Annotated in this window: 27 protein-coding genes and 1 riboswitch; of the genes, 17 read left to right on the forward strand and 10 right to left on the reverse strand. The window is 61.2% G+C overall.

The features are described from left to right. Window positions 1-214: 214 nt before the first annotated feature. The 3 genes from ACR0J1_RS09360 to ACR0J1_RS09370 all read right to left on the reverse strand — a co-directional run bounded on the left by ACR0J1_RS09360 (window position 215) and on the right by ACR0J1_RS09370 (window position 3,067). On the reverse strand, window positions 215-505 hold the full coding sequence (locus tag ACR0J1_RS09360) for a DUF6525 family protein (protein WP_480732458.1): 291 nt from the start codon (window positions 503-505) through the stop codon (window positions 215-217). A 153-nt stretch (window positions 506-658) separates the two neighbouring features. Then, the gene (locus ACR0J1_RS09365) at window positions 659-2,341 is read right to left on the reverse strand and encodes a tryptophan halogenase family protein (RefSeq protein WP_480732457.1); all 1,683 of its coding nucleotides are present in this window, start codon (window positions 2,339-2,341) and stop codon (window positions 659-661) included. A gap of 186 nt (window positions 2,342-2,527) precedes the next feature. After that, entirely contained in the window at window positions 2,528-3,067 is a 540-nt protein-coding gene (locus ACR0J1_RS09370) for a hypothetical protein (protein WP_480732455.1), read from the reverse strand. 218 nt (window positions 3,068-3,285) lie between these two features. Between ACR0J1_RS09370 and ACR0J1_RS09375 the strand changes: the two genes are divergently transcribed. Continuing rightward, complete coding sequence (locus ACR0J1_RS09375; protein ID WP_480732454.1) at window positions 3,286-3,762, forward strand: YHS domain-containing (seleno)protein; 477 nt, start codon at window positions 3,286-3,288, stop codon at window positions 3,760-3,762. Between the two features lie 30 nt (window positions 3,763-3,792). On the opposite strand, the gene ACR0J1_RS09380 is transcribed toward ACR0J1_RS09375, so the two are convergent. From ACR0J1_RS09380 to ACR0J1_RS09395, 4 genes are all read right to left on the reverse strand, one after another. Next, window positions 3,793-4,407: a (d)CMP kinase gene (locus ACR0J1_RS09380; protein ID WP_480732452.1), complete on the reverse strand. Its 615-nt coding sequence runs from the start codon at window positions 4,405-4,407 to the stop codon at window positions 3,793-3,795. After that, complete coding sequence (gene aroA / locus ACR0J1_RS09385; protein WP_480732450.1) at window positions 4,404-5,750, reverse strand: 3-phosphoshikimate 1-carboxyvinyltransferase; 1,347 nt, start codon at window positions 5,748-5,750, stop codon at window positions 4,404-4,406. The genes ACR0J1_RS09380 and aroA overlap by 4 nt, the downstream gene beginning before the upstream one ends. A gap of 68 nt (window positions 5,751-5,818) precedes the next feature. Further along, the gene (gene trmB / locus ACR0J1_RS09390) at window positions 5,819-6,529 is read right to left on the reverse strand and encodes a tRNA (guanosine(46)-N7)-methyltransferase TrmB (RefSeq protein WP_480732448.1); all 711 of its coding nucleotides are present in this window, start codon (window positions 6,527-6,529) and stop codon (window positions 5,819-5,821) included. Between the two features lie 98 nt (window positions 6,530-6,627). Next, window positions 6,628-7,491, reverse strand: a complete 864-nt coding sequence (locus tag ACR0J1_RS09395) for a hypothetical protein (RefSeq protein ID WP_480732447.1) — start codon at window positions 7,489-7,491, stop codon at window positions 6,628-6,630. Between the two features lie 122 nt (window positions 7,492-7,613). Between ACR0J1_RS09395 and miaB the strand changes: the two genes are divergently transcribed. From miaB to metK, 7 genes are all read left to right on the forward strand, one after another. Then, window positions 7,614-8,933, forward strand: a complete 1,320-nt coding sequence (gene miaB, locus ACR0J1_RS09400) for a tRNA (N6-isopentenyl adenosine(37)-C2)-methylthiotransferase MiaB (protein ID WP_480732445.1) — start codon at window positions 7,614-7,616, stop codon at window positions 8,931-8,933. Between the two features lie 210 nt (window positions 8,934-9,143). After that, window positions 9,144-9,857 carry an outer membrane protein gene (locus ACR0J1_RS09405; protein ID WP_480732444.1) on the forward strand — a complete coding sequence of 238 codons (714 nt, stop codon included), beginning with the start codon at window positions 9,144-9,146 and terminating at the stop codon, window positions 9,855-9,857. Window positions 9,858-9,986: 129 nt separating this feature from the next. After that, window positions 9,987-11,009 (forward strand): PhoH family protein, encoded by a 1,023-nt coding sequence (locus tag ACR0J1_RS09410; RefSeq protein WP_480732442.1) that lies wholly within the window; start codon window positions 9,987-9,989, stop codon window positions 11,007-11,009. A 42-nt stretch (window positions 11,010-11,051) separates the two neighbouring features. Continuing rightward, window positions 11,052-11,546, forward strand: coding sequence for an rRNA maturation RNase YbeY (gene ybeY, locus ACR0J1_RS09415; RefSeq protein ID WP_480732440.1), 495 nt, complete (start codon window positions 11,052-11,054; stop codon window positions 11,544-11,546). A gap of 36 nt (window positions 11,547-11,582) precedes the next feature. Further along, complete coding sequence (locus ACR0J1_RS09420) at window positions 11,583-12,467, forward strand: hemolysin family protein (RefSeq protein WP_480732439.1); 885 nt, start codon at window positions 11,583-11,585, stop codon at window positions 12,465-12,467. Further along, the gene (gene lnt / locus ACR0J1_RS09425; protein ID WP_480732437.1) at window positions 12,464-13,990 is read left to right on the forward strand and encodes an apolipoprotein N-acyltransferase; all 1,527 of its coding nucleotides are present in this window, start codon (window positions 12,464-12,466) and stop codon (window positions 13,988-13,990) included. The genes ACR0J1_RS09420 and lnt overlap by 4 nt, the downstream gene beginning before the upstream one ends. A gap of 21 nt (window positions 13,991-14,011) precedes the next feature. Continuing rightward, window positions 14,012-14,060: riboswitch (SAM-SAH riboswitch) on the forward strand. Between the two features lie 5 nt (window positions 14,061-14,065). Next, entirely contained in the window at window positions 14,066-15,247 is a 1,182-nt protein-coding gene (metK, locus tag ACR0J1_RS09430; RefSeq protein ID WP_480732435.1) for a methionine adenosyltransferase, read from the forward strand. Between the two features lie 99 nt (window positions 15,248-15,346). Here metK and ACR0J1_RS09435 read toward each other — a convergent pair whose 3' ends face one another. Both ACR0J1_RS09435 and irrA read right to left on the reverse strand, forming a co-directional pair. Beyond that, entirely contained in the window at window positions 15,347-16,144 is a 798-nt protein-coding gene (locus ACR0J1_RS09435; protein WP_480732433.1) for a phytanoyl-CoA dioxygenase family protein, read from the reverse strand. A 94-nt stretch (window positions 16,145-16,238) separates the two neighbouring features. Continuing rightward, on the reverse strand, window positions 16,239-16,658 hold the full coding sequence (gene irrA / locus ACR0J1_RS09440; protein ID WP_480732432.1) for an iron response transcriptional regulator IrrA: 420 nt from the start codon (window positions 16,656-16,658) through the stop codon (window positions 16,239-16,241). Between the two features lie 188 nt (window positions 16,659-16,846). Between irrA and fabA the strand changes: the two genes are divergently transcribed. The 4 genes from fabA to ACR0J1_RS09460 are packed head-to-tail and all read left to right on the forward strand — an operon-like array spanning window position 16,847 to window position 19,679. After that, entirely contained in the window at window positions 16,847-17,356 is a 510-nt protein-coding gene (gene fabA / locus ACR0J1_RS09445) for a bifunctional 3-hydroxydecanoyl-ACP dehydratase/trans-2-decenoyl-ACP isomerase (RefSeq protein WP_480732430.1), read from the forward strand. Between the two features lie 48 nt (window positions 17,357-17,404). Beyond that, window positions 17,405-18,634 (forward strand): beta-ketoacyl-ACP synthase I, encoded by a 1,230-nt coding sequence (gene fabB, locus ACR0J1_RS09450; protein ID WP_480528332.1) that lies wholly within the window; start codon window positions 17,405-17,407, stop codon window positions 18,632-18,634. Window positions 18,635-18,639: 5 nt separating this feature from the next. Further along, on the forward strand, window positions 18,640-19,431 hold the full coding sequence (locus tag ACR0J1_RS09455; RefSeq protein WP_480732428.1) for an enoyl-ACP reductase FabI: 792 nt from the start codon (window positions 18,640-18,642) through the stop codon (window positions 19,429-19,431). 59 nt (window positions 19,432-19,490) lie between these two features. Continuing rightward, window positions 19,491-19,679 carry a hypothetical protein gene (locus ACR0J1_RS09460; RefSeq protein ID WP_480732426.1) on the forward strand — a complete coding sequence of 63 codons (189 nt, stop codon included), beginning with the start codon at window positions 19,491-19,493 and terminating at the stop codon, window positions 19,677-19,679. A 12-nt stretch (window positions 19,680-19,691) separates the two neighbouring features. Here ACR0J1_RS09460 and ACR0J1_RS09465 read toward each other — a convergent pair whose 3' ends face one another. Further along, window positions 19,692-20,120, reverse strand: coding sequence for an FKBP-type peptidyl-prolyl cis-trans isomerase (locus ACR0J1_RS09465; RefSeq protein WP_480732424.1), 429 nt, complete (start codon window positions 20,118-20,120; stop codon window positions 19,692-19,694). Window positions 20,121-20,245: 125 nt separating this feature from the next. Here ACR0J1_RS09465 and ACR0J1_RS09470 point away from each other — a divergent pair, with 125 nt between their 5' ends. From ACR0J1_RS09470 to ACR0J1_RS09490, 5 genes are read left to right on the forward strand one after another with little or no spacing between them, the layout of a single operon-like run. Beyond that, window positions 20,246-20,932 carry a haloacid dehalogenase type II gene (locus ACR0J1_RS09470; protein ID WP_480732422.1) on the forward strand — a complete coding sequence of 229 codons (687 nt, stop codon included), beginning with the start codon at window positions 20,246-20,248 and terminating at the stop codon, window positions 20,930-20,932. Then, a complete protein-coding gene (locus tag ACR0J1_RS09475) occupies window positions 20,932-21,759 on the forward strand; it encodes an alpha/beta fold hydrolase (RefSeq protein WP_480732421.1) in 828 nt (275 codons plus the stop codon). Before ACR0J1_RS09470 ends, ACR0J1_RS09475 begins: the two co-directional genes overlap by 1 nt. After that, window positions 21,756-22,730 (forward strand): threonine ammonia-lyase, encoded by a 975-nt coding sequence (locus ACR0J1_RS09480; RefSeq protein ID WP_480732420.1) that lies wholly within the window; start codon window positions 21,756-21,758, stop codon window positions 22,728-22,730. The genes ACR0J1_RS09475 and ACR0J1_RS09480 overlap by 4 nt, the downstream gene beginning before the upstream one ends. 60 nt (window positions 22,731-22,790) lie before the next feature. Beyond that, window positions 22,791-23,588 (forward strand): 3-oxoadipate enol-lactonase, encoded by a 798-nt coding sequence (gene pcaD / locus ACR0J1_RS09485; RefSeq protein ID WP_480732418.1) that lies wholly within the window; start codon window positions 22,791-22,793, stop codon window positions 23,586-23,588. Between the two features lie 2 nt (window positions 23,589-23,590). After that, window positions 23,591-24,304: an alpha/beta fold hydrolase gene (locus tag ACR0J1_RS09490; protein WP_480732416.1), complete on the forward strand. Its 714-nt coding sequence runs from the start codon at window positions 23,591-23,593 to the stop codon at window positions 24,302-24,304. Window positions 24,305-24,327 lie beyond the last annotated feature (23 nt).

The following is a 24,327-nucleotide window of genomic DNA, read 5'->3' on the forward strand; positions in this document are numbered from 1 at the left end:
GCCGGTCTTGTTTCATGATGTCGTTGGGCGTGACCCGGTGAGCCCCTGAGCAAACAAACACAAAGGGCCGAGGTAACCCGGCCCTGCTCAGAAACGTCATCCGGACGTTGACCGCCCTTGTATCGACAGCGCGCGTATAGGCGGATTCCCCATCTCGTGCAAGGGCAAAGCCCATATTTCCAAGGCATGGCCGGTTATCGAGGCTGCGTCGACATCACCTGCTAGCCGTCCAAAGCTTCGCATCCCTCTGCAGCATCACCTGCTCGATCGCATTCAGTCGCCCAATTGCTGCCGCAGCATCGTTTTTGCCGCCAGACTGTTTCCAGATTTTCAGGGCCGATGTCGGGCTCCACGGTAGGCAAGCCTGCGCCAACCACGCGCGCAACGGCTGCGGCAGCGTGTCGTAAGTCTTCATTGGAGAGACCTGTCGGCGGCAACGCTTCAGGTCACTGCGAAGATTGCGGGCCGTGGCTGATCGGCGCTGTTTGCCTGTAGAATTCTTCATGAATGATATGTTATCACATATCAATTCAAAAAGTGCAACCGAGATTGAACCAACGCCTGGCAAACTGCGCCGATCGCGAGGGCAAGGCAGAAGCTCAGCGCCATTGCCCGCCCGCTCTTTCAGGAAAACCGATTCTCGCGCAGATCGGACCGCCTAAAACAGCTGCAAATCCTTCGCGCCGCTTTGGATTTCAGCAAGGTTCGGCATGTTCTGAACCACCACCGGGGCGGGTTTCGCGCCGGGCATCGCCACGGTCGGCTGAGTCGCCGCCTTCTTAAAGGCAGGCCGATCCAGTTCACCTCGAATATCCATCAGCAGGGTCTTGTGATCCGGCATCGCCTTCAAGACCTGCGCCAGATGAGCCTTTGCGGATTTCATCCCTTGGAACCAGATCGGTTTTTTCAGCGGTCGCAGACGGTCGCGGATACCCGCGCCATAGCCGGTATCGTAAACCTGTTTGCCCAAAAGAACCGTCTGATAGACCCGGAAATTGAACAGGGTAGCGAACTCGATATCGTGTTCCATCGGCAGGCGGTTCTGCCACAGTTCAAGATTCTCGGCCAACCGGTCTGGTATCTTCATCTCGGTCCGCGCGTCGATCCAATACGGATCATCCGTGCGATTGCCCAAGCGGTAGTGCAGGCAGATGAAATCCAGAACCTCATCATACATCTTGTTCATCTGCCGGTTATATCGCGCCCGCAGGGACGGCTCGATATCGCGCGTGGGAAGATGCTCGGCGAACCAGCGGATGGCATGGTCGATCATGTGAATCGCGGTGCTTTCCAGCGGCTCGATGAACCCGCCGGACAAACCGATCGCCACACAGTTCTTGACCCACGCATTGCGTACACGCCCGATCCGCATCGGGATCACACGCGGCGTCAGACCTTTGCCGCTATCGCCCAGCCATTCAAGATATTCATCCGCCGCCTGATCATCCGTGCGATGCGCGGACGAAAAGACATAACCCGTACCCACCCGGTTATAGAGAGGCACCCGCCAAGTCCAACCGGCACCCAGCGCGGTGGACCGCGTGACGCTTTCGATCTTGTTTGGATCCGGATGCTCGACCTGCAACGCCATGGCGCGGTCGTTGGGCAGGTAGTCCGAATAGTCCATGAACGGCTCGCCCAAGGCCTTGTTGATGATCAACCCCCGGAACCCGGTGCAGTCGATGACCATCTCGATGTCATGGCGGCCCTTACCCTCAAGCATCAGATGGCTGACATTGCCCTGCTCATCCAGTTCAACCGCCTGCACTTCGTCCTGAATATGCTCGACACCGCGTTTGGTGCACAGCTTGGTCAGCATCCCCGCAAATTTCACCGCATCCAGATGATAGGCATAGCCAAACCGCTGCTCAAACTCAGGCTGGCCCAATTGCCGCGCGCCCTTGCACAGACGGGCCAGATCATCATGCGGCGAGATCGACTGTGTGAAATCCCGATCCCCGTTGCCAAAACGCAGAAAATACTCGGCAGCTTCCAACCCCTCCAGCATCTGACCATGGGCGAAGGGGTTCACATAGTCGATGCGATTGCCCTTGGCGTCCTTGTTCCAATTGCAAAACTTCACCCCCAGCTTGAACGAGGCGTTGGTTTCGCGGAAGAAATCCCGCTCGGAAATGCCAGCCTGACGCAGCGTGACCGGCATGCGCGGGACCGTGGCCTCGCCGACCCCGACAGTCGAGATATTTGGGCTTTCGATCAGACATATCCGCGGCCGATCCTTTGGGGCCGAGGTGCGGGAAAACACCATGTCCAGGATCAGCGCTGTCATCCAACCCGCTGTGCCACCACCTACGATGGTGATCTTACTCAAACGATTGTTCATTTAGTTTCGTCCCTGTTGGCTTGTGGGATTATGTAGCCGCCTGCCCCTTTTTTTGGTGTTGGGGTTCGTGCGACGGCCGTCCCTTTTTTGCTGGGTAGAAACTATATCAGCTTTCCTGCATTCAGCTAGGGGCTAAGGCGCCGTGGTCTGGCGCCTGTCACTAACCGGCTGCTTGCCAGCCGAAGCTCAGATCTCCTCGCCCTTTTTCAGCAGTTCTTCGATCAGATCGCGCTGCAGGTCCTGGCTATCGCCTCCTCCGAACTCTGCCGCGCCACCGGAATACAGCGTGCCATAGGTCTTGGCGATATTCACGGTCTGGGCCAGCCCCGAGATCAGTTGATCTCGTTGCAGCGACGATAGCGGATGGATGAACGCGGCCCACAAAGTACCGTTGGCGATGGCATAGCGCGCATCCAGGGTGCTGTCGAAATTCGCCTGCATCATGCGTTGCAGATCGGCAGGCGACAAATCGGCGGCGCTTCGGATCGCAATCATCGCACGCATCCGGTCGGCGTTGGTATCCGTGACGACCAGCACCGTCACATCCGAAACCGTCAATTCAAACCCGGGCCCGAACGGCTGCGCCTCGGGGTCGAGGGCGAAGATGATCTTGCCCAGACGTTCATAAGTCATCGGCGGTTCGGCCTCGGGCGGCCCATCTGGAGCGGTCTCTTGGGCGGCCAGAGGTCCGGCTGTGAAAATCAGAAAAAGGGCGAGACGGATCATGGGGCCACTCCTGCAAAGACCCTTTGACCATAGGCGCAGGGTGCAAGGCTGGCCAAACAAAGCTATGTGAACACATAGCGCCATTGATACGTCAGTTTGTACGATCTGCACGGTTTGGTGGTCTATCTGCGATTACACGTCCGAAATTCCTCGCCTACCTTTGTCACACCGGTCGACGTCCCCTCCGGCCTTGACCAAAGACAGAAAGGAAAACTGCCATGAAATCTCTCATTCTGACCGCTGTTGCTGCCACGCTGGCCCTGACCGCCCCGGCCTTTGCCGTGGATGAGATCAACGTGTCCAAGGGCATCTCGGCCGCTGGCGCGCCGCTGGCGGCGCATGGCGTCGATCTGGTGGCACTTGTCACCAGCGGCAATCCGGTGGAAGGCTTTGCCAACCACTCGGCCACCTATGACGGTGCATCCTACTATTTCACCAGCGCCGAAAACCTTGAGGCGTTCGAGGCCAACCCGGCAGCCTATCTGCCGCAGCATGGCGGGTACTGTTCGTTCGGCGTGTCGGTGGGCAAGAAGTTCGATGGCGACCCGGATCAGTACATCGTGGCCGACGGCAAGCTGTACCTGTTCCTGAACGCGGCGACCCGGGCCAAGTTCCTTGAGGACGTGACTGGAACAGCCAAAACCGCTGACGATCAGTGGACTAATATCCGCAGCATTGCGGTTGGCGAGCTGTAAGCTTTCGGACCGGGATGGCCCGCGGCGCCCCTAGGCCGCGGGCATTTTCCGTTTGATGACAGCAATGGCCTGCGCCAGCGCGTCATCGATGCTCAGGTCCGAGGTATCCAGCAGCACCGCGTCCTCCGCGGGCTTCATCGGGGCGGTGCTGCGCTCTGCATCCCGCGCGTCACGTTCGCGCACATCCGCCAGAACCTGCTTGCGCGCCACATCCGAACCCTTGGCACTGAGTTCCAGAAACCGCCGTTCAGCCCGCACCTCGGCCGACGCGGTGACGAAGAGCTTCACGTCAGCCTGCGGACAGATCACCGTACCGATGTCGCGCCCATCCAGAACCGCTCCGCCCGCGCGCCGGGCAAAGGCACGTTGGAAATCGACCAGCGCCGCGCGAACCTCGCCGATCACCGCCACTTTCGAGGCCGCCTGCGCGACCTCCGCCGTGCGCAGATCCCCGGTGGTCAGGTCCTCGGGCGTCAATGCCTGCGCCGCGTCGATTGGATCCGCCCCGTCCAGAGTGCGCCGCCCGACAGCCCGATAGAGCAGCCCGGTATCCAGATGTGCAAACCCGAAATGCGCCGCCACACCTTTTGAAATCGTACCCTTGCCCGCGGCAGCGGGACCGTCGATGGCGACCGTGAACTTCATGCGCGCTCGACCCGTGCGCCCAGCCCTGCCATTAGCGGCTCGAAAATCGGGAAAGATGTCGCGATCGGATTGCCGTCGTCGACCGAAACGGCGGCTTTCGCGCCCATACCCATCACCATGAACGACATGGCAATCCGGTGGTCCAGAAAGCTCTCGCAGGTGCTGCCGCCCGGAACGCCGCCGATGCCAAGGCCCTCGACAGACCACCAATCCTCGCCCTCGTCCACGGTTACACCATTGGCCCGCAGCCCGCGCGCCATGGCGTCGATGCGGTCACTTTCCTTGACGCGCAGTTCCTTGACGCCGCCCATCAGCGTGGTGCCGGTTGCGTTAGCGGCGACCACCGACAGAACCGGATATTCATCAATCATCGAGGCCGCACGGTCGGGCGGCACCGTGATCCCCTTCATATCGGGCGAATATCGCGCGCGCAGATCAGCAACGGGCTCGCCACCCTCTTCGCGTTCGTTTTCATAGGTCAGGTCTGCACCCATCTCGCGCAGGGTGGTGAACAGGCCCGCTCGGGTCGGGTTCAGGCCGATGCCGGGCACCAGCACGTCCGAGCCCGGTGTGATCAGCGCCGCGCAAACCGGGAAGGCCGCGCTGGAGGGATCGCGCGGCACAGCAATGACCTGAGGTTTCAGCTCGGGCTGCCCGGTCAGGTTGATGACGCGGCCCTCATCCGTGTCCTCGACCGTGATCTCGGCACCGAAACCGGCCAGCATCCGCTCGGAATGGTCGCGGGTGGCCTCTTTCTCGATCACCACGGTCTTGCCGGGGGCGTTCAGACCGGCCAGCAGAACGGCGGATTTGACCTGTGCCGAAGGCACCGGCACCTCGTACCGCACAGGAACCGGGTCCGCCGCACCCACGATGGTCATCGGCAAACGTCCCCCTTCGCGCCCCACCGATTGCGTGCCGAACAGCGCCAGCGGATCGGTCACGCGGGCCATCGGGCGTTTGTTCAGGCTGGCATCCCCGGTGAAGGTCGCGGTGATCGGAGAGGTCGCCATCGCACCCATGATCAACCGCACACCGGTGCCCGAGTTGCCGCAGTCGATCACTTGATCGGGCTCGGCAAAACCGCCGACGCCGACGCCGTGCACAGTCCATTCTCCGCCACCATGATCGGTCACTTCGGCCCCGAAGGCCCGCATGGCCTTGGCGGTGTCCAGAACATCCTCGCCTTCAAGCAAGCCGGAAATCCGGGTCTCACCCACGGCCATTGCGCCCAGGATCAGCGAGCGGTGCGAGATCGACTTGTCGCCCGGCACCTCTGCCGTGCCGGTCAGCGGACCGCAGGGATGCGAGGTCATCGGGATGGGCGTGCCGTGTCCGGACATGGGGGCTCCTGTTTTCGCTATCAGTTCAAGGCCGATTAGCGAATTGGGGCCGGTTGGTCCAGCGGCAATCAGTCTTTGCGGCGGAAGGTGAGGTAATGCGGCGTCCGGCCTTCACGCAGGGCTTTCTGCTCGTATCTGGTGGAAAGCCAGTCATCCCACGGCACGCGCCAGTCATCGGGGCGCTCGGCCAGCCATTCGAAACCGGCGCGCGGAACCTCTTCGAGCGTCTGGCGGACATAGTCCGGGATATCGGTCGCCACCCGAAAGATCGCGCCGGGTTTGAGAACGCAGGCCAGCGGGTCAAGATGCTCGGGCGTCACGAAGCGGCGGCGGTGGTGGCGTTTCTTGGGCCACGGGTCGGGATAAAGCAGGAAGGCGCGCGAGATGCTGGCCTCGGGCAGCACATCGAACAGGTCGCGCGCGTCACCGGGATGCACGGCGAGGTTTTCCACCCCTGCGCGGCGGATTTTGCCCAACAGCATCGCGACGCCATTGATAAAGGGCTCGGCCCCGATGATGCCGATATCGGGGTTCTGCTGCGCCTGATGCACCAGATGCTCGCCGCCGCCAAAGCCAATCTCCAGCCAGACATCCTTACCGCCGAACAGGGCGTTGAGATCCAGCGGGGTGCGGTCGGGGTTGGTGTCCCAGTCGACGGCACCGGGGGTCAGCGCGGCCAGATCCTCGGCCAGATAGGTCTTCTGGCTGGGTTTCAGGGTCTTGCCCTTGAAGCGGCCATAGAAGTTTCGGCGGGGGCGTTGTGGGGTCTGGGTGCTCATGATGGTGCCCATACTGCGGGCATCATCCTGTGGCAAGTGGTGGAGGTGGGGGCCAGCCCCCACACCCCCGAAGTATTTTTAAACAGAAGAAGGGTGAGTCAGAACCACTGGCCGGGTTCGATAAGACCGAGTTGCAGGAGTTGGGAAGAGTTCCATTCGAAGGGCACCGAGTGGGTCCAGCGGAAATCCGAGATGCCGAAGGCGGAGCCTGCGTTTGTTTTTAGCGCCTTGGCGGCGCGGAAGGAGCAGATCGCGGCGGTCAGGTTGTTGTGCCAGGGGCAGGCATAGGTGTTGTATTCGGCCTCGTTGAAGCTGTGATCGGGCAGCAGTTCGAGGCCGGGTTTCGGTCTGAACAGGGCGATGCGGTCGATGCGGCGCCGGGCATAGGGGATGTGATCCTCGAACCGCCAGCGCAGGCCGCCGGACATATCCAGTTGCCGTTCGAGCGAGGTGCCGTCGGCGTCATGGCGCGCGTGAGCGTAGTATCCGGTGCTGTCGAGCATGGCGCGATCCGGCGCGACCCCGTTGGGGAAGGCTGTCAGATCGTCGGCATAGAGGTCGATCACATGCGCAAGCATCGCGCGGCGGCGCTCCTCTGCATGGAAGGCCAGAAGTTCGGCGACCGTGCGAGTTTCGCAGAACGGGAAGAACAGATATTCGGCATTATAGCAGTAGTAGAGCCAGACCTCGGGCGCTGTCTGCACAATGCGGTTTATGGTGTCGAACACCACGCCACGCGGGGCGCAGGTCAGCGGAACGCGGTGGATCTGATCGCTCAGGTCATCGCTGAGCGTGAACTGGGGGGGCATGAAGGCGATCACTGACCTGAAGCCCAGCCGAAGGTGGTGGCGCAGGGTGCTGTCGAACTCGACATCGTCCTCGGCAAAGATCAGGGCGACGGGACCTTTGGCGAGCGCATCTCGGCCGGTTTTCAGGAAGTGATCGAGGGAATCGTATTGCATCGCCTGTCCGGGGTCTCGCGTCGCTGGAAATTCACGTCAAATTCGGGTAATTGCGCCAGCATTGCAAGCGGCGTTCGTTACGTATAGACGACGCCGATCCAGCGAGCGCAAAGGCCCGATCCATGTCCGAACCCAAGAAGCTGTTTATCAAGACCTATGGCTGTCAGATGAACGTCTATGACAGTGAACGCATGGCCGAAGCGCTGGGCGGGCAGGGCTATGTCGAGACCAAGTCTGCGGACGATGCGGATATGATCCTGCTGAACACCTGCCATATCCGCGAGAAAGCGGCTGAGAAGGTCTATTCTGAACTGGGCCGCTTCAAGGGATTGAAGGCCGAGAAACCTGATCTGAAGATCGGTGTCGCGGGTTGCGTGGCGCAGGCCGAGGGTGAAGAAATCATGCGCCGCCAGCCTCTGGTCGATCTGGTGGTGGGGCCGCAAAGCTATCACCGGTTGCCCGAGATGGAGGCGAAGACCCGTGCGGGTGAAAAGGCGCTGGATACCGATTTCCCCGAAGAGGATAAGTTCGAGAAGCTCAAGAACCGGCCCAAGGCCAAGCGTGGCCCGACGGCGTTTCTGACCGTGCAAGAGGGCTGTGACAAGTTCTGTGCCTTCTGCGTGGTGCCGTATACCCGCGGGGCCGAGGTCAGTCGCCCCGCCGACCGCATCATCCGCGAAGCGCAAGATCTGGTCGAACGCGGTGTGCGCGAGATCACTCTGCTGGGTCAGAACGTCAATGCCTATCATGGGGCGGGGCCGAATGGGGATATGACTCTGGCCGGTCTGATCTGGGAGTTGAACAAGGTTGATGGTTTGGAGCGTATCCGCTTTACCACCTCGCACCCCAATGACATGAGCGATGATCTGATCGAAGCACATGGCACCTGCGACAAGCTGATGCCCTATCTGCATCTGCCGGTGCAGTCAGGATCGGATCGGATTTTGAAGCGGATGAACCGCAGTCATACCGCCGAAAGCTACCTGCGGCTGATCGAGCGTATTCGCGAAGCGCGGCCCGATATCCTGATGTCGGGGGATTTCATCGTTGGCTTCCCAGAAGAAAGCGACGCGGACTTTCAGGCCACGCTGGATTTGGTGGAAGAGGTCCGGTACGGCTATGCCTATTCCTTCAAATACTCGACGCGGCCCGGCACCCCTGCGGCTGAACGGCCACAGGTTGACACGGAAGTGGCTGACGAGCGTCTGCAGCGCCTTCAGACCATGATCACCCGTCACCAGCGCGAGATTCAAGACGCGATGGTCGGTCAGACCGTCAACGTTCTGTTCGAAAAACCCGGGCGGCAACCGGGCCAGATGGTTGGAAAATCCGAGTATCTGCATGCAGTTCACGTGGCAGGCGCCGATGTCGAGGCCGGGGACTTACGTAAGGTCAGAATTTTGGATTCAGGGGCCAACTCGCTGGCGGGTGCTCTCGCCTGACCGTTGTGCGCAGACCATGACGGGTTTGTCGGGCAAAATTTAACCCTTGATTTATGACTTGGAACTATGTTCCGAGGTAGGCCAGATTTTTCAGGGCAGGTCTCTGAATGTACATGCGTTGGCCCGAAATATGGTCCACCGCGGCGGAGGGTGCGAGTAGTGAAGCGGATGTGTTCTTTCAGGTCAGAGCCTTTTCGGTTTTTGATCGCCATGGCGATTGCAATCACCTGTACCCTGCCCGCCTCTGCAGGCGATATTATCGGCGACGTGACTGAACCTGATGTGATCTCGCCCAATCGGTTTTCCCGCGATGTCAGTGCGTTTTATCTGGGCGTCAGCGGCGGGCGCGCATCGGGCGGGTCGGACGACTTTGGCTTGCGCGTTGCCGGTGTAGACGTCTTTGGCGTTGGCGATCTCAGCCCAAGCGGCAATTTCGGCGGTTTTCGCGGCGGCTGGCGGGGTGTCCTGCCGGCCATCGGCGGACGCGACTATGTCTACGGTCTTGAGCTAGGCTATGACACCGGCACGCTGGATGACAGTACATCAACGATGATTGGGGAAACGCTCGTCACCGGGCGATCGGCAATTTCCGACGTGTTTTCGGTGCGCCTTAAGAATGGTCTGACCAACCGCAGCGGCAGTGTTCTGTATTTCGTGACTGTTGGCTATGTGCGCGGCGATATCACCACCTCGACGTCGCTGACCGACAGCAGCCAGTCGACCCGGTTCGAGGATGTGGACCGGCGGCAGGGATTCTCGGCCAGCCTGGGTGCCGAGCACAAGCTGGACGACAACTGGTCGATCACCGGTGAGATCGAATATCTGCAGTTCGATTCGAAAACCGTCGATCTTGGCCCGCAGTTCAGCACCAAATCCACGCCAAAGTACCGCGGGTTGCGGTTCGGTCTGAACTATACGTTCTGATACGCCCCCAGGGATCACAGGGCAAATCGGCGCATTTGTCATCGGTCACGCAAAAATTGAAACTGCCGCTTGCGTCCCCCTCGGGATGTTGTCTACGCTCAGGGTGAAACGCCAAGACAGGAGAACGGATTGGCCATCGGTGCCCTGACCCCACCGCAAGATGACATGCCCCAGCGTGAGGCGCTTGTTGAATTTCCTGACAACAGATTACTGATTGATCTTTGCGGTGAATATGACCGCAACCTGACAGATATCGAACAAAAGCTCTCGGTGCAGATCGTGCGGCGCGGCAATCAGCTGGTCGTTCTGGGCGATGACGATTCGCAGAAGCAGGCGATCGAAGTTCTGCAGGCGCTTTACACACGGCTCGAAGGCGGGCGGGATGTGGAAGCGGCAGATGTAGATCGCGAGCTGCGCATGGGCAACTCCGAAGCCGGAACCGGCACGCGGGACGGCGATCAGCTTGAGATGTTCAAGGGCGGCACGGTTGAAATCAAGACCCGCAAAAAGCTGGTCGAGCCGCGCACCGACGCCCAGAAGGCCTATGTCCAGTCTCTGTTTAACAATGAACTGGCCTTTGGGATTGGTCCCGCCGGGACAGGCAAGACCTATCTAGCCGTCGCGGTCGGTGTCTCGATGTTCATCGGTGGCCATGTGGATCGCATCATCCTCAGCCGTCCGGCCGTCGAGGCCGGGGAAAAGCTGGGGTACCTGCCTGGTGATATGAAGGACAAGGTCGATCCCTATATGCAGCCGCTTTACGACGCGCTGAACGATTTCCTGCCGGGCAAGCAACTGGCCAAGCTGATCGAGGAAAAACGGATCGAGATTGCGCCGCTGGCCTTCATGCGCGGGCGCACTCTGGCCAATGCCTTTGTGGTGCTCGATGAGGCTCAGAACGCCACGACCATGCAGATGAAGATGTTCCTGACCCGCCTGGGTGAAGGTAGCCGTATGGTGATCACCGGCGACCGCTCGCAGGTCGATCTGCCGCGCGGCGTGCAGTCGGGTTTGGCGGATGCCGAACGTCTGTTGAAGACGATCCCCAATATCAGCTTCAACTATTTCACCTCAAAAGACGTCGTGCGCCACCCGCTTGTCGCCGCCATCATCGAAGCGTATGAGGCCGACTCGGGCCGTGAAACCGGATAACCTCCTGCGGCCCCCAACGTATCAGGGCCCGGGACTATTGGCATGAATCTGGAAGTCACCGTTGAGGACGACCGCTGGAGCGGGCTGCAGCCGCTGGCCATTCGCGCGATGGCGGCTGTTCTTAAGCATTGCGATCTTGACGCCGATCTGTGCGAGATCAGCCTGCTGGGCTGCGATGACGCACGTATCGCCGAACTGAACGCCCAGTTTCGGGAAAAGCCCACGCCGACCAACGTGCTCAGTTGGCCCGCCGAGGACCTTTCCACAGATGAGGCTGGCGCTAACCCCATGAAACCAAATTCAGATTTCACGGGTGAAATCGCGTTGGGCGATATCGCGATATCCTACGACACCTGTGCCCGCGAGGCGGCAGAGGCGGGCAAATCCATGGACGATCACGTCATCCATCTGATCGTTCACGGAACATTACATTTGCTGGGCTATGATCACATTCGTGACCCCGACGCCACTTTGATGGAGAGGGTTGAGGTCGAGATACTTGGCAAACTGGGTATAGATGACCCATATAATGTATGACAGGGGCAACTTTGCCCGATCATTTGGAACAGGATAATGGGCGAAACAGACGGCAGTTCTAGGGCGGCGCAGGGCGCGCAACCTCAGGACGGCAACAATGGCAGCGACGAAAAGGGCGGATTCTTGTCCCGCGTTTTCGGCGCTTTCTCCTCTCAGGGCCACGCGGCGGATCAGGTGAACGGCACCCAGATTAGCACCCCGCAGCCCCGAGGCATGATTAACCTGCGCAGGATGCGGGTCGAAGATGTTGCGATCCCGACGGCCGAAATCATCTCGGTCCCCTCGACAACACCCAAGGATGAGCTGGCGCAGATCTTCCGCGAAAGCGGGTTGTCGCGCATTCCGGTGTATGAGGGTACGCTTGATACGCCGCTGGGCTTCGTTCACCTCAAGGACTTTGCTCTGACCCATGGGTTCAATGGCAGCTCGGCTGAATTCGACCTGACCTCGATGCTGCGCACCTTGCTGTTTGTGCCGCCGTCGATGCCGATCGGCGTGCTGCTGACCAAGATGCAGACCGAGCGCCGCCATATGGCGCTGGTGATCGACGAATATGGTGGCGTAGACGGTCTGCTGACCATCGAGGACCTGATTGAACAGGTCGTGGGCGAGATCGCCGACGAACATGACGCCCACGAAGATCTGCTGTGGATACAGGAGAAACCCGGCTGCTACGTGGTGCAGGCCCGCGCACCGCTTGAAGACTTCGAGGCCGAGATCGGGCGCTCTCTGACCAGCCACGAGGATGTGGACGAGGAAGAGATCGACACGCTGGGCGGTCTGGTCTTCATGCTCTCGGGCCGGGTGCCCGCGCGTGGTGAGGTCGTGTGCCATCCAGAAGGGGCCGAGTTCGAAGTGATCGACGCCGACCCACGCCGAATCAAGCGGCTGCGGGTCATGTTGCCGGACATCGCTGCATGAACTCTGCCGGCGGGTGGCCCTTGTGGCTGCGATGCCTGCTGGCCGCCGGACTTGGGGCCGCTGGGGCGTCGGGGCTGGCACCCTTGGGCTATTGGTTCGCCACGCTGCTGGCGCTGATCCTGATCGCGCCGCTTCTTGTAGCCTGCGAAACACCGCGCCGCGCCGCCCTGCTGGGCTGGGCCTTTGCAACAGGGTATTTCGCCCATGCCCTCAGCTGGATTGTTGAGCCGTTTCTGGTCGACGCAGAGCGCCACGCCTGGATGGCCCCGTTTGCGCTGACCTGCATGTCGGGCGGTCTGGCCTTGTTCTGGGCGCTGGCGTTCGGCATCGCAAAACGGATCGGAGGATCCGCTTTGGCGCAAACCACAGTGCTGGCGGTCGCCTTGTCTTTGGCCGAGCTCGGTCGCGGCTATCTGTTGACGGGGTTTCCATGGGCGGGGATTGCGCAGGTTTGGGTCGGTACACCGGTTGCCCAATTGCTATCGCTTATGGGGCCCTATGGGCTGGGTGCGGTGACGCTGCTGGCCACCTTGCCGCTGGGGGCGGCGTTGTTCAGCAATCGTACGCTGCGCGGATTGATGGCTCCGGCGATCACCGCGATTGGGTTTGCCGCCTTGGCGCTCGGCTACGCAGCGACCCGGCCCCCGGTGACGCTGTCCGATCATGTCGTACGTCTGATCCAGCCCAACGCCCCGCAGCATCAGAAATGGGACCCGGCCTACGCCCCGCTCTTCTTCGCGCGGCAGCTGGAATTCACTGTGGCCGAGCCCCGCCCCGACCTGATCGTCTGGCCCGAGACCTCGGTTCCCGCATGGTTGGGCAGCGCACAGCCCTATCTGTCGGCCATCGCTGAGGCCGCGCAGGGCACCCCGGTTTTTCTGGGGATCCAGCGCGGAGACGGCCCGCAGATCTACAATTCGATGATCTATCTGAACGCCGACGGCCAGCAGCAGGGTCTTTATGACAAGCACCATCTGGCCCCCTTTGGCGAATATGTCCCGTTCGGCAATCTGATGGCCCGCTTCGGCATCCACGGCATGGCCTCCACGGCGGGCAGTGGCTTCAGTGCCGGACCCGGGGCCGCCTTGATCGAGGCTGGCCCGCTTGGCAAGGCCTTGCCGCTGATCTGTTACGAGGCCGTGTTCACACAAGACGTTCTGGCCGCACCGGGCCGCGCGGATTTCCTGCTTCAGATCACCAATGATGCGTGGTTCGGCACCTGGTCCGGCCCCTATCAGCATCTGGCGCAAGCACAGATGCGCGCGATCGAGCAAGGGCTGCCGATGATGCGTTCGGCCAATACCGGCGTGTCCGCGATGATTGATCCGTTGGGGCAGATCACCGCCTCCCTGCCTCTTGGACAGGCCGGGTATGTCGACGCCGAACTGCCCCTACCGCAGCACCCCACGCTCTATTCCCGGATCGGAGACAATCCGGTCCTTTTAGCCTTACTGGTGCTGCTTGCGCTGCTCTGGCACCACACCCGACGGGGCCGAACCCAAATACCGATTGACCCCGCCTGACAGGACGCGTATCCGGTCGCGTGCCCGTCACAACGGCTTCCTGGCGTGACGGGGAAATCTTAATGGAGCACTTTCATGTCCCGACAGAACTACACTTTCACTTCGGAGTCCGTTTCCGAAGGGCACCCGGATAAGGTCTGCGACCGCATCTCGGACGCCGTACTCGACGCTTTCTTGCGCGAAGAACCCGAAGCCCGCGTGGCGTGCGAAACCTTTGCCACGACCGACCGGGTCGTCATCGGCGGCGAGGTCGGCCTGTCGGATCAGGAAAAACTGCATGACTACATGGCGCATATCGACGATATCGCGCGCGCCTGTATCAAGGATATCGGCTACGAGCAGGACAAGTTCCACCATGAAACGGTGGAAGTGACGAACCTGCTGCACGAACAATCCGCCCATATCGCACAGGGCGTGGATGCGTCGGGCGACAAGGACGAGGGCGCTGGCGATCAGGGTATCATGTTCGGCTATGCCACAACTGAAACGCCCGCGCTGATGCCCGCTCCGATCCAATATTCGCACGCTATCCTGCGCCGACTGGCCGAAGTGCGCAAAAACGGTACCGAGCCCGCACTCGGTCCCGATGCCAAATCCCAGCTGTCGGTGGTCTATAGCGATGGCAAGCCGGTTGGCGTCAGCTCGATCGTGCTGTCGACCCAGCATCTGGACGCCGCGCTGACTTCGGACGATATCCGCGCTATTGTCGAGCCCTACATTCGCGAGACTCTGCCCGACGGCTGGTTGAGCAACGAGACCGAGTGGCATGTGAACCCCACCGGCAAATTCGTGATCGGCGGCCCCGATGGCGACGCGGGCCTGACCGGGCGCAAGATCATCGTTGACACCTATGGTGGAGCCGCTCCGCACGGCGGCGGCGCGTTCTCGGGCAAGGATCCGACCAAGGTGGACCGCTCTGCCGCCTATGCCGCGCGCTATCTGGCGAAAAACGTGGTCGCCGCAGGTATGGCCGAGCGTTGCACGATTCAGCTGAGCTATGCGATTGGCGTGTCCAAGCCGCTTTCGATCTACGCCGATACCCATGGCACCGGCCAGATCGCAGATGCGGTGATCGAAAAGGCTGTTGATCAGGTCATGGACCTGACCCCGCGCGGCATCCGCGAACACCTGCAACTGAACAAGCCGATCTATCAACGCACGGCCGCCTATGGTCATTTCGGTCGCGAACCTGACGCTGACGGCGGTTTCAGCTGGGAACGTACCGACCTTGCTGCCGCGCTGAAAGCAGCCGTCTAGGAAACGACGAACCGATGCGCCCGAACGGGCGCATCCTTCTTCTGTTCAGAAATACTTCGGGGGAGTCGCCAAGGGCGACGGGGGCAGCGCCCCCCAAGCTCAACGCCGCAACAGAATCGGGAACCAATCCTCTCGCAGCCGCTGCCCAGGCACCATGTCATGCCCCGGAAACGGAGGAGACGTGCGCCCCGGCCTCTCGACATATCGCGCATCATCCCCCACCAGACGCAGCGAAAACGCACGGCGACGGCTGTCGGACTGGTTGCCACGCGCGCCGTGCAGCGTGCGATAGTTGAAGGCCACAGCGTCGCCGGGCTGCATTTCGAACTCGACGACCCGCATACCCTCGGCGTCTGGATCGGGCACGGGGATGTACTGCCCCTCATCGGCAAAGAAACCCTCTTCAGAAACCCAGCGGGTTGGCAGCACTTCTTTCTCCCACCGATGCGACCCCGCCACGCAGCGCAAGGTCGCTCGTGTCACCGGGTCCAGCGGAGACCAGAAGCTGATCGTCTGCTGCCCTTCAACAAAGTAGTAAGGCCCGTCCTGGTGCCACGGCGTGGCCATCGAGGTGCCGGGCTCTTTGACCAGCACATGATCGTGGAACATCTGCACCATGTCCGATTGCATCAGATCGGCCGCAACCTCGGCGGCAGGCGAGGTCTCAATCACCGAGCGAAACTGCGGAATGCGGGACCAGTTGCAATAGTCGTCAAAGAACCGGCCCGTTTCGCCTTGTTTCTCGTTTTCAGACGCATAAGGACCCGGCTCGGCCATATTGGCCGCAACCCCGGCGCGCAGGGCGTCGACATGGTCGGCAAACAAACCTTTGACCAGAACAACCCCATCCGTCTGATAGCTGTCGATCATATCCTGCGAAACGAGAGGGTGCGGCATGTCGGTCTCCGTGAATCAGTCATGCCGATCTGCGCATATCTGACCGCCACGTTCAATCGCCCGCAACGCGCAGGCGAATCGCACGTGTAAATGGCTAGGTCTTCTTGCGCAGGCGGATCACCACATCGACCGAGGCGATCTCAACCCCCTCGGGGGCGTCGGGCAGTCGCTGGATGACCAGCTGATCCGAGGGTGCATCACTCAGACGACTTTCATCTTCCCAGAAGAAATGCGGATGATCATGGGTATTGGTGTCGAAATAGCTTTTCGATCCATCCACCGTGATTTCCTGCAGGACCCCCGCCTCGCAAAACGCGCGCAGGGTGTTGTAGACGGTGGCCAGTGACACCGCATCGCCATTCTTCTTGGCCGACTCGAACAGGCTTTCCGCCGTCACGTGACGATGCAGCCCGTCACCGACCAGTAGCTCGGCCAGCGCAACCCTCTGGCGTGTCGGTCGCAATGCCGCGCCGACCAACCAATTCGTAGCAATTTCCCGGCTCTGAGTTGTCATGAATCCGATGCCTGTGTTTAACTATCCCATATATAAGGGCGCGCGCGCCCCGATTTCAAATGAAATTCATTCGCAAAGAATGTCGTAAGCACAACATGATATGGCGTCACGCTCTTGCAGGACCTTGCATACGGGTGATAGACGAGGCCAAATGTTACAAACGGACCCCTGGCAGGAGAGGCGGCAGAATGGCCCAATTCCCGAGCAGCTTTGACAAGGACGATCTGCTGAAATGCGCCCGTGGCGAGTTATTCGGCCCCGGTAACGCCCAGTTGCCTGCTCCGCCGATGCTGATGATGGACCGGATCACCGAGGTGTCGGGTGATGGCGGCGCGCATGGCAAAGGCCATGTGGTGGCCGAATTCGATATCACTCCGGATCTGTGGTTCTTTGACTGCCATTTTCCCGGCAACCCGATCATGCCCGGCTGCCTTGGACTGGACGGCTTGTGGCAGCTGACCGGCTTCAACCTCGGCTGGCGCGGCTGGCAGGGGCGCGGTTACGCGCTGGGTGTGGGCGAGGTCAAGCTGACCGGCATGGTGCGCCCCGACCGCAAGATGCTGACCTATTACGTGGATTTTACCAAAGCCGTTCAAACCCGCCGCCTGACCATGGGTGTGGCGGATGGCCGGGTCGAGGCCGACGGCGAAGTGATCTATCAGGTCAAGGACATGAAGGTTGCATTGTCCGAAAGCTGACCCCAGTTGACGGACTAACAGCACTAAACGGAACACAGGAGTACGCTTATGCGTCGCGTCGTCGTCACCGGACTGGGGGTTGTGTCCTCCATCGGGAACAATGCCGAAGAGGTCTTGGCCTCACTCAAAGCAGGCAAATCCGGGATCGAGGCCAACGAGCAGATGGTCGAACATGGCTTCCGCAGCCAGATCGCCGGAACGCTCAAGATCGACGTGGCCGAGCATGTGGACAAGCGCACCCTGCGTTTCATGGGCCCCGGCGCGGCCTATGCCCACATCGCAATGAGCCAGGCGATTGCCGATTCCGGTCTGACCGAGGATCAGGTGGTGAACCCCCGCACCGGTCTGGTCGCAGGCTCGGGCGGACCGTCCACCAGCGCCATGCTGACCGCGCATCAGACGGTTCTGAAAAACGGCGCAACCAAGCGGATCGGGCCCTTTGCGGTACCGAAATGCATGTGCTCGACCATTTCCGCGAACCTTGCCACAGCCTTCAAAATCAAGGGCATCAACTATTCGATCACCTCTGCCTGCTCGACCTCGCTGCATTGCATCGGCAACGCGGCGGAGCAGATCATGCTGGGCAAGCAGGACGTGATGTTCGCTGGCGGTGGCGAGGAATTGGATTGGACCCTGTCCTGCCTGTTCGACGCGATGGGAGCGATGTCTTCGAAATATAACGACACGCCCGACAAAGCCTCGCGCGCCTTCGACCAGAACCGCGACGGGTTCGTGATCTCGGGCGGCGGCGGCATCGTGGTGCTGGAAGACCTCGACCACGCTCTGGCCCGCGGCGCCAAGATTTACGCCGAGGTCACCGGCTATGCCGCTACCTCGGACGGCCACGACATGGTTGCCCCGTCCGGTGAGGGTGGCGAACGTGCCATGCGTCTGGCCCTGTCCACCGTCCCCGAAGGCCGCAAGGTCGGATATATCAACGCCCACGGCACCTCGACCCCGGTCGGAGACGTGGGTGAGGTTGAGGCCGTGCGCCGCATCTTTGGCGAAGGCAACGTGCCGCCGATTTCTTCGACCAAGTCGATGACCGGCCACGCACAAGGTGCAGCAGGTGCGCTTGAGGCGATCTTCTGCCTGCTGATGCTGGACAATGATTTCATTACTCCGTCGATCAATGTCGACACACTTGCCGAAGGCATCCTGCCCGGTGAAATTGCAACTCAAGTAGTTGAAAACGCAGGCTTGGACAGCGTGATGACCAACAGCTTCGGCTTTGGCGGCACCAACGGGTCCATGGTTCTGTCGAAGTATAACGGGTGAAAAAGATGTCGGAACTTCTCAAGGGTAAACGCGGCCTGATCATGGGCGTGGCCAATGACCGCTCGATCGCGTGGGGCATTGCCAAGGCGATGCACGAAGCAGGCGCGGAACTGGCCTTCACCTATCAGGGCGAGGCGTTCGGCAAGCGGCTGGAACCGCTGGCCCAAAGCCTCGGCAGCGATTTCATGGTCGATGCCGACGTGACTGATGACGAATCCCTGGATCGTGCGTTCGATGAGTTGGGCAAGCGCTGGCCGACCATCGACTTTGTCGTTCATGCCATCGCCTATTCGGATAAGAACGAGCTGACGGGCCGCTTCCTGAACACCACCCGGGCGAACTTTAAGCATTCGATGGATGTGTCGGCCTATTCGTTTATCGAGGTCGCGCGCCGCGCCTATCCGCTGATGAAAGACAATGGCGGTACGCTGCTGACCCTGACCTATCAGGGCTCGAACAAGGTCGTGCCGAACTACAACGTCATGGGCGTGGCCAAGGCGGCGCTGGAATCAGCGACCCGTTATCTGGCAAACGATCTGGGCCCCGACGGCATCCGCGTCAACGCCATCTCGCCCGGCCCGATGAAGACGCTGGCCGGTGCCGCCATCGGCGGTGCGCGCAAGACCTACAAGTTCTGTGATCAGAACGCGCCGATGCGTTCGAACGCGACGCTTGAGGCGGTGGGCGGCACTGCCGTTTATCTGGCCTCGGACGCCGGAACCTACACCTCGGGCGAGATCATTCGCGTCGACGGAGGCTATCACATTCTGGGCATGCCGCAGCCCGAGGCAATGTGACCATTTCTTTCCCTGCTGGTGTCAAGATTTCACCATCTTTAGCCTGCAGGGATTGCAATATGAGCAAACTTGAACAGATCCTCGCCAGCAATGGGCGGGCACCTTCAATCCGGCGCAAAACCCCAGGTGGCCGCGCGCGCATTCTGCTGCTGGCGCTGACCGCGCTGCTGATTGCGGTCGTGTTTCTGACCCAACCGCAGGTTCTCGACGCGGTTGAGCCGATGCTTGGGATGATGCCGGGGCTCTGACCCCTGCGGCGGTCAGTTCACCGAAACGATCTCGATATCAAAGATCAGGTCTTGTCCTGCCAGCGGGTGATTGGCGTCCAGTGTCACGGTCGCCTCATCGACTCCGACAACAGTCACCGGCAAGGTCTGCCCATCGGGCGTCTGCATCTGCAGCTGCGTGCCGGGCTCCAGCGGGATATCGTCCGGGATACCTTCGCGCGGGATTTGCTGGCGCATGCCGGGGTTGATGGGACCGTAAGCTTCGGTGCAGGCGATCTCGACGCGCTTTTTCTCGCCGATCTCCATCCCCGGCAACGCCACGTCAAGACCGGGAATGATCTGGCCCGAGCCGACCTCAAACTCCAGCGGATCGCGCCCTTCGGAGCTGTCAAAGACTTTGCCGTCCAGCAGCGTTCCGGTGTAGTGGATGCGAACGGTGTCGCCTTGTTTGATAGCGGTCATTGGGGGCCTCCGGCCTCAAGGGGAATGAGCGGCGCAGCCTAGAGGCTGACACAGCATTGTAAACCCTGCCCTCTTTAACCTGTGAACCGGTTGTGCTTACCTGCGCGCGATCAGGGGAGGATCAGATGGCTATAACAACCTGCGTATTCGATGCCTACGGCACGCTGTTCGACGTCGCCGCGGCGGCGCGTCAGGCCGCGGCCGAGCCGGGGTTCGAGGCTTTGGCCGACAAATGGCCCGAGCTTGCCAACCATTGGCGTCTGAAACAGCTGCAATACACATGGCTGCGCGCCGTGGCCGATGCGCATGGCGATTTCTGGGATGTCACACAAGACGGGCTGGACTGGGCGCTTGAGGCCGTCGGACTGCAAGGCGACGACACCCTGCGCCAACGCCTGTTGGATTTGTATTGGGAATTGCAAGCCTACCCTGAGGTTCCCGAGATGCTGAAGGCGCTGAAGGCGGGCGGATTGCAGACCGCCATCCTGTCTAACGGCTCACCCCCAATGTTGGACGGGGCGGTGCAGTCCGCCGGGATCGGGGATGTTCTGGACGATGTACTATCGGTCGAAAGCGTCGGCGTCTTCAAACCGCACGCCCGCGTCTATGATCTGGTCCAAGGCCGGTTCGGCTGCGCCCGCGACGAGGTGCTGTTCGTCAGTTCCAATGGCTGGGATGCTGCCGGGGCCAGCGGCTATGGTTTCGTCACGGCCTGGGTCAACCGCGCGGGCGAGCCGATGGACCGTCTGCCATGGAAACCGGCGCATGTGCTGTCCGACCTGACAAGCATCCCGCAACTGGCGGGGCTTTGATGGCCTTCTTCACCACTTCGGATGGCAAACGTCTTTATTTTGAGGATACCGGAGCGGGACAGCCCCTGCTCTGCCTTGCTGGGCTCACCCGCAACAGCCGGGATTTCTCGTTCCTTGCCCCGCATATCAGCGATCTGCGCATGATCGCGATGGATTATCGCGGGCGCGGTCAGTCCGATTACGACCCTGATTTCATGAACTACAACATCCTGCGCGAAGGGCAGGATGCGATTGAATTACTGGACCATCTGGGGCTGGAAAAGGTCACGGTCCTCGGCACCTCGCGCGGCGGGCTGGTCGCCATGGCGCTGGCTGCGGGCCAACCGGATCGTCTGGCTGCTGTCATCCTGAACGATGTAGGGCCGGTGATCGAGGCCGAGGGCATCGCCAAGATCATGGATTATGTGGGTAAACTGCCCAACGCGAAAACCTATGACGAGGCCGCAGAGGCGTTGCACCAGATGATGGAGCCGCAATTCCCCGGCGTGCCCCGTGCTGTCTGGCGCCAGCAGGTTGAAAATCAATATCTGCAATCCGACACGGGCCTCGCCCTGCGCTACGACAGCGCCCTGCGCGAGGCGCTGCTCCAGCAGGCCGCCGCAGGCCCGCCGCCCGACCTTTGGCCGTTGTTCGACGCGCTTGGCGATATACCGACCGGTGTGATCCGGGGGGCGAATTCTGACCTGTTCGGGGCCGCTACGCTGGTTGAGATGCAAAACCGCCATCCCGGTCTGATCAGTGCCGAGATCGCAGATCGGGGGCATGTGCCTTTTCTGAATGAACCTCAATCATTGGACGTCATCCGCAAAACACTGGACGCGACATGAGCAGTATTGAAATGATCGAGGCCGCCGCACAGCGGCTGGCCGGGCATGCACGCGAGACTCCGCTGCTGTCTTCCCCGTTTCTGGATGAGATAGCCGGGCGCAGGGTGCTGGTGAAACCCGAATGCCTGCAGCACACCGGCAGCTTCAAATTTCGCGGCGCGTGGTCAGCGATTTCGGCACTGGATGAGGTCGCACGCCAGCGGGGCGTGATCGCTTATTCCTCGGGCAATCACGCGCAGGGGGTTGCCTATGCGGCCAGCCAGCACGGGATATCCTCGGTCATCATCATGCCCTCGGACGCGCCGCAACTGAAGATCGCGAACACCCGCGCCTTGGGGGCCGAGGTGGTTCTGTACGACCGTGCCAATGAAAGCCGCGAAGAGATCGGCGAGGCGCTGGCCGCGCAGCGCGGCCTGACCTTGATCCGGCCCTATGACGAACCGCAAGTGATCGCGGGTCAGGGCACGGTCGGGCTTGAGGTTGCCCGACAAGCCAAGGCGCAGGGCGTCACGCAGGCCGATGTGCTGGTCTGTTGCGGCGGCGGCGGGCTGACCTCGGGCATCGCGCTGGCGCTGGAAGAACACGCGCCGGGCCTGCGCGCCCGCCCGTGTGAGCCTGAGGGGTTTGATGACGTCAAACGCTCGCTGGCTTCAGGGAGCATCCAGAACAACAATGCCTCGTCGGGCAATATCTGCGACGCGATCCTGACGCCGCAGCCGGGGCAGATCACATTTCCGATCCTGCACCGGCTCTGTGGCCCCGGCCTGTCGGTGTCTGAACAAGAAGCGTTGCAAGCCATGGCGCAGGCCTTCCTGCGGCTCAAGATTGTGCTGGAACCCGGCGGCGCGGTCTCGCTGGCCTCGGCACTGTTTCGCAGGGACCAGATCGAGGGGGATGCGGTGATCGTTGTCGCCTCGGGCGGTAATGTGGACCCGCAGGTTTTTGAACAAGCGTTGGAATTCCTGACCTGACAACCGGCATGAACCGGTGCACTATTCCGCCGCAAACACATTTATGCGGACCCCTCACCGATGCACATCGCCGACCTTGGAGACGTTAAGCTACACTACCGCGTCGACGGAGACCCGGACGGCGCGCCGCTGGTCTTCGCCAATTCACTGGGCACGGATATGCGCCTGTGGGACCCGATCCTGCCATTGCTGCCCAAGGGCCTGCGCATTGTCCGTTTTGACAAACGCGGCCATGGCCTGTCTTCGCAACCCGAGGGACCATACTCGATGGGCGCGCTGGTGCGTGATACCGAACGGTTGCTGGACCATCTTGAGGTCAAAGACTGCATGTTCGTCGGCCTGTCGATCGGCGGGATGATCGCGCAAGGGCTGGCAGTGAAGCGCATGGATCAAATCCGCGCAGTGGTGCTGTCGAACACCGCCGCCAAGATCGGCACGCCCAATATCTGGCAGGACCGTATCGCCGCCGCCCGAGAAGGCGGGATCGAGGCGCTGGCGGATGCCACGATGGAGCGGTGGTTCTCGAAACCCTTCCGCGCCAGTGCCGATCTGGCGCTGTGGCGTAACATGATGGTCAGGCAACCTCTGGATGGCTATCTTGGCTGCTGTGCTGCGATTTCCGGCACCGATTTCTACACTCCAACCAGCGGTTTGCGCCTGCCCACGCTGGGGATTGCTGGCAGCGAGGATGGCTCGACCCCGCCCGATCTGGTGCGCGAAACGGTTGACCTGATCCCTGGCGCGCGATTTGCGCTTATCCGCAAGGCGGGCCACCTGCCCTGCGTCGAGCGGCCGGCCGAATACGCGGACCTCCTCAACGGGTTTCTGACCGAAACCGGACATCTGCAAGGAGCTTAGACGTGGCCGATTTCCTGCTGGTTCACGGCTCATGCCACGGCGCCTGGTGCTGGCGCGATCTGATCCCCGAACTGACCACATTCGGGCATGCGGCGCGCGCCATTGACATGCCCAGCCACGGATCAGACCCGACGCCGATTGCGGATGTCACGCTTGCGTCCTGCCGCGATGCGGTTCTTGCCGCCTGCACCCCCGATACCATCGTTGTCGGGCATTCGTGGGGCGGATATCCGATCAGCGCTGCCGCCGAAGCTGCACCCGACGCGTTGCGGGCATTGGTCTATCTATGCGCCTACGTTCCGCAATCCGGGCTGTCTATGATCGAGATGCGCAAACGTGCGCCCCGCCAGCTGATTGGGGACGCGGTCGAGAAATCCTCGGACGGGTTGTCCTACAGCGTCCTGCCGGACCGGGTGCAGGGGTTGTTCTATCACGACTGCCCGCGCGAGGTGGTGAGGTATGCCTTGGGCCGTCTCTGCCCGCAGGCCATCGCGCCACAAGCCACACCGCTGGATGTGGGTGAGAATTTCGACCGCGTGCCCAAGGCCTACATCCGCACCACCGATGACCGCACCGTTCCGACCGAATATCAGGCCCAGATGGCTGAGTGCGCAAATCCCGGCCTGAGCCTGACCATCGACAGCTCTCATTCGCCATTTTTCTCGCACCCCGAACACCTGGCCGGGCTGATGCACCAGATCTCGCAGCGGATCTAGGGCTTTGCACTGGACAGGCCTGC

This window comes from Ruegeria sp. CJ3, assembly GCF_056536725.1.